The organism is Streptomyces mayonensis, assembly GCF_018982965.1.
Classification (GTDB): Bacteria; Actinomycetota; Actinomycetes; order Streptomycetales; family Streptomycetaceae; genus Streptomyces; species Streptomyces mayonensis.
The window spans coordinates 1-3,984 of sequence record NZ_JACBYP010000233.1 but is presented as its reverse complement, the minus strand read 5'-3'; the positions used below and the strand labels follow the sequence as shown (position 1 = coordinate 3,984).

Below are 3,984 nucleotides of genomic sequence, written 5' to 3'. Positions count from 1 at the left end.
CGCCGACAGCCGACGAAGGACAGCCGATGACCCGACCCTCCCCCGCCACGCACACCGAGCTGGACCAACTGCTCACCGGACTCGTGGAGCGGGTCGCCGACGTGAACCAGGCGGTCGTGCTCTCCGAGGACGGACTGGTCGTCAGCAAGTCGACCGGGTTCCTGCGCGACGACGCCGAGCGGCTGGCGGCGACCGCCTCGGGTCTGATGAGCCTGAGCAAGGGCGTCAGCATGGACTTCCGCGGCGGCCCGGTGCGCCAGGCGCTCATCGAGATGGCCAACAGCTACCTGATCCTCACCTCCGCCGGCCCCGGCGCGCACCTGGTCGTGCTCACCGGGCCGAACGCCGACGTCGGCGTCGTGGCGTACCAGATGAACATGCTGGTGAAGAAGATCGGCGAGCACCTGAGCGCGGCACCGCGGGCCACCGCCGGCCCCGGCGAGTGACGTGACCGGAGGCGACGCGGGGGGCCGGCTCGTGCGGCCGTTCACCCTGACCGGCGGCCGGACCCGCCCCAGCCGCGCCGACTTCACCCTGATCACGACGGTGACCACGTGCGACCCGCAGCCGGACCGGGCCACGCGTCCGCAGCCCGAACACCTTCGGATCCTGCGGCTGTGCGCCGAGCCGATGGCCGTGGCGGAGGTCGCGGCCCGCCTCGACCTGCCGGTGAGCGTGGTGGTCATCCTGCTCTCCGACCTGCTGGAGGCCGACCGCATCACCGCCCGGCCGCCGCACCCGGTCAACCGCGCCACACCGGACCTGGACCTGCTGCAGAAAGTGAGGGACGGCCTTGGCCGGCTCTGACCGCGCCGCTCCGGCGCCCACGGCATCCGCCCGCTCCACCGCGCGCTCCGCCGCGCCCGATGCCGTCAAGATCCTGATCGCCGGGGGTTTCGGCGTCGGCAAGACCACCATGGTCGGGTCGGTGAGCGAGATCTCCCCGCTGCGTACCGAGGAGCCGCTGACCGCGGCGGGACTCGACGTCGACGACCTCGCGGGCATCGAGGAGAAGCGGGCCACGACCGTGGCCCTGGACTTCGGGCGGATCACCATCACCCGGGACCTGGTGCTGTACCTGTTCGGCACACCGGGTCAGCAGCGGTTCTGGTTCATGTGGAACGACCTGTCGATCGGTGCGCTCGGCGCGGTGGTCCTGGTCGACGTCCGCAGGCCCGAGTCGAGCTTCGCCGCGATCGACTTCTTCGAGCGGCGGGGCATCCCCTTCGTCGTCGGCGTCAACGGCTTCCACGGCCGCCACCCGTACCCGGCCGCGGAGATCCGCGAGGCGCTCGCACTGCCGGACCACGTCCAGGTGCTGCTCTGCGACGCGCGGGAGCGGACCTCGAGCCGGGACGTCCTCATCGCCCTGATCGACCAGCTGATCGACGCCGCGACCGGGGCCGCGGCGTCGTGACGGTGGTCTCCACCAGGCGTGACGGCGGTCTCCGCCAGGCGTGACGGTGGTCTCTGTCAGGCGTGACGGCGGTTCCCGCCAGGCGTGACGCGGCGGTTCCCGCCGGCGGTCTCCGTGAGGAGACCCCCGGTCGGGTCAGGAAAGGCCCGCGGACTTGAGCCACTCCTTGGCCACGTCCAGCGGGTCCTTCTTGTCCAGCTGGACCTGGGCGTCCAGGTCGAGGAGCGTCTCGGTGTCCAGCTTGGCGGAGACCCCGTTGAGCGCGGCGACGCCCTCCTCGGACAGCCCGTCCCTGGTGACCAGCGGGGTCACGTTCGCGTGGCCGAAGAGGTTCTCCGGGTCCTTCAGGACGACGAACTTCTCCTTGACGATGGTCGGGTCGGTGGTGAAGACGTCCGCCGCCTGCACGTCGTTCTTGGTCAGCGCCGACTGGGTCAGCGGACCGCCCGCGTCGAGCGCCTTGAACGACTTGAACTTCAGGCCGTACACCGACTCCAGGCCCTTGAGCCCCTGCTGCCGGGTCTGGAACTCGGGCGAGCCGCCGATCACCAGGTCGGGCGCGGCGTCCTTGAGGTCGGCGAGGGTCGACTCGGCGGTGAGACCGTGCTTCTTCGCGGTCTCGGCGTTGACGGTCACCGAGTCCTTGTTCTCGGCCGGCGAGGACTCCAGCAGCGTCAGCTTCTTGTCGAGCTTGCCCTTGACCGCCTCGTTGACGGCGTCGACGGACCCCTGCTCGGCCTTGGGGTCGAGGTAGGCGAGGAGCGAGCCGTTGTACTCCGGCAGCACCGTGACCGAGCCGTTCTTCATCAGGCCGTACGTCGTCTCGCGGCTGCCTATGTTGTGCTTGTAGGTGACCTTGAGACCCTTGGCCTTGAGCGCCTCGCCGTAGATGTCGGCGAGCAGGGTGCTCTCGGCGAAGTTGTTCGAGCCGACGACGACGGTGCCCGCCTCCGCCTTGTCGCCCGCCAGCGGGTTGTCGGAAGTGTCGCCGGAGTCGGAGGAACAGCCCGCGAGCAGCGCCGCCGCGGCGGTGAGCGCGACGGCCGCCGCGCCGGTGTGCCTGGTCCTGGACCTGCTGCTCTTCGCGCTAGAAGTCATCCACCGATCCAAACGATCCGCTTGTACGGGAGTCAAGTACGGCCTGGTTACGGTTTGTGCACCGCCACTGCACCGCCACTGCGCCTCAGCGCCTGCGCACTCCCGGCGAGACGGCCAGCCGTCCGGCCGCCCAGAAGACGGCGAGGGTGACCAGCGCCAGGACGGCCACCAGCGTGGCGCCGCCGACGACCTTCTCGTAGTTTCGCTGGTAGAGCCCGTCGATGATGTAGCGGCCGATTCCGCCGAGGCTGACGTAGGCGGCGATGGTCGCCGTCGAGACGACCTGGATGGCCGCCGAGCGCAGTCCGCTGAGCACCAGCGGGAGGGCGACGGGCAGTTCGACGCGGAAGAGGATGCCCGCCTCGTGCATGCCCATGCCCCGGGCGGCGTCCACCGGCGAGGGGTCGACGGAGCGGACCGCCTCGTAGGTGGTGACCAGGATCGGCGGGATCGCGAGCACGACGAGCGGCACCATCACGGGCAGCAGGCCGATGCCGACGACCACGGCGATCAGCACCAGCAGGCCGAAGCTGGGCAGGGCGCGGGCGGCGGTGGCGACGAAGGCCACGGCGTTGCCGCCGCGTCCGGTGTGCCCGGTCAGCAGCCCGACGGGCAGTCCGACGGCGGCCGCGAGGCCGAGGGCCAGCAGCGTGTACTGGACGTGTTCCAGCAGGCGTTGCGGGATGCCGTCGTAGCCCTGCCAGTGCGCGCTGTCGCTGAAGAAGGCGTTGACGAAGTTGAGGACGTTCACCGGGTCGCCGCCTCCTGCGGTCCGGGCCGCGCCGCGGCCTCCTTCGGGCGGCGCCCGCTCCTGCCGCGCGGCATCCACGGCGTCAGCAGGTTGCGGACCAGGACGAGCAGCGCGTCGCACAGGACGGCCAGTACGGCGGTGGTGAGCACGGAGTTGACCGCCAGCTCGGGCCGGCCGTACTTCTGGGCGTCCGCGAGCAGGTTGCCGAGGGCGCCCTGGTTGCCGATGAGGGCGCCGACGCTGACCAGGGAGATGCTCGCCGACACGGCCACGCGCAGCCCGGCGAGGATCGCGGGCACGGCGATCGGCAACTGCACCTGGAGATAGCGCCGTACGGGTCCGAAGCCCATGGCGGTGGACGCGGCGAGCGTCTCCTCGGGCACCGACCGCACTCCGTCGACGATCGCCGGGACGAGCACGACCAGGCTGTAGACGGCCAGCGGGATCATCACGGTCAGCTCGGTCTGGCCGGTGTAGTCGATGAGGACGACGAAGACGGCCAGCGACGGGACGGCGTAGAAGACGGTGGTCACACCGAGCACCGGCGGGTACAGCCAGCGGAAGCGCACGCAGAGCTGGGCGACGGGCAGCGCGGCCAGCAGGCCCGCCAGCACCGGCAGCAGTGCCTCGCGCAGGTGCAGGCCGATCAGGCCGAAGTACGTGTTGTCGAGGTCGCTCGGGATGTCGAAGAAGCCGTTCACGGCGCGACCTTCGTGAC

6 protein-coding genes are annotated in these 3,984 nt (G+C 70.8%); 3 read left to right on the top strand and 3 right to left on the bottom strand.

The genetic code is table 11. The features are described 5' to 3' along the window. Window positions 1-26: 26 nt before the first annotated feature. The 3 genes from HZS56_RS37460 to HZS56_RS37450 are packed head-to-tail and all read left to right on the top strand — an operon-like array spanning window position 27 to window position 1,417. Complete coding sequence (locus HZS56_RS37460) at window positions 27-446, top strand: roadblock/LC7 domain-containing protein (RefSeq protein WP_003972853.1); 420 nt, start codon at window positions 27-29, stop codon at window positions 444-446. A gap of 1 nt (window position 447) precedes the next feature. Then, window positions 448-807 carry a DUF742 domain-containing protein gene (locus HZS56_RS37455; RefSeq protein ID WP_216725265.1) on the top strand — a complete coding sequence of 120 codons (360 nt, stop codon included), beginning with the start codon at window positions 448-450 and terminating at the stop codon, window positions 805-807. Next, window positions 794-1,417, top strand: a complete 624-nt coding sequence (locus HZS56_RS37450; RefSeq protein WP_216725264.1) for a GTP-binding protein — start codon at window positions 794-796, stop codon at window positions 1,415-1,417. Before HZS56_RS37455 ends, HZS56_RS37450 begins: the two co-directional genes overlap by 14 nt. Before the next feature lie 135 nt (window positions 1,418-1,552). On the opposite strand, the gene HZS56_RS37445 is transcribed toward HZS56_RS37450, so the two are convergent. The 3 genes from HZS56_RS37445 to HZS56_RS37435 form a co-directional block, all read right to left on the bottom strand. Next, window positions 1,553-2,515: an ABC transporter substrate-binding protein gene (locus tag HZS56_RS37445; protein ID WP_216725263.1), complete on the bottom strand. Its 963-nt coding sequence runs from the start codon at window positions 2,513-2,515 to the stop codon at window positions 1,553-1,555. Between the two features lie 85 nt (window positions 2,516-2,600). Beyond that, a complete protein-coding gene (locus HZS56_RS37440; protein WP_216725262.1) occupies window positions 2,601-3,266 on the bottom strand; it encodes an ABC transporter permease in 666 nt (221 codons plus the stop codon). Continuing rightward, window positions 3,263-3,967: an ABC transporter permease gene (locus HZS56_RS37435; RefSeq protein ID WP_216725266.1), complete on the bottom strand. Its 705-nt coding sequence runs from the start codon at window positions 3,965-3,967 to the stop codon at window positions 3,263-3,265. The genes HZS56_RS37440 and HZS56_RS37435 overlap by 4 nt, the downstream gene beginning before the upstream one ends. Window positions 3,968-3,984: the final 17 nt, after the last annotated feature.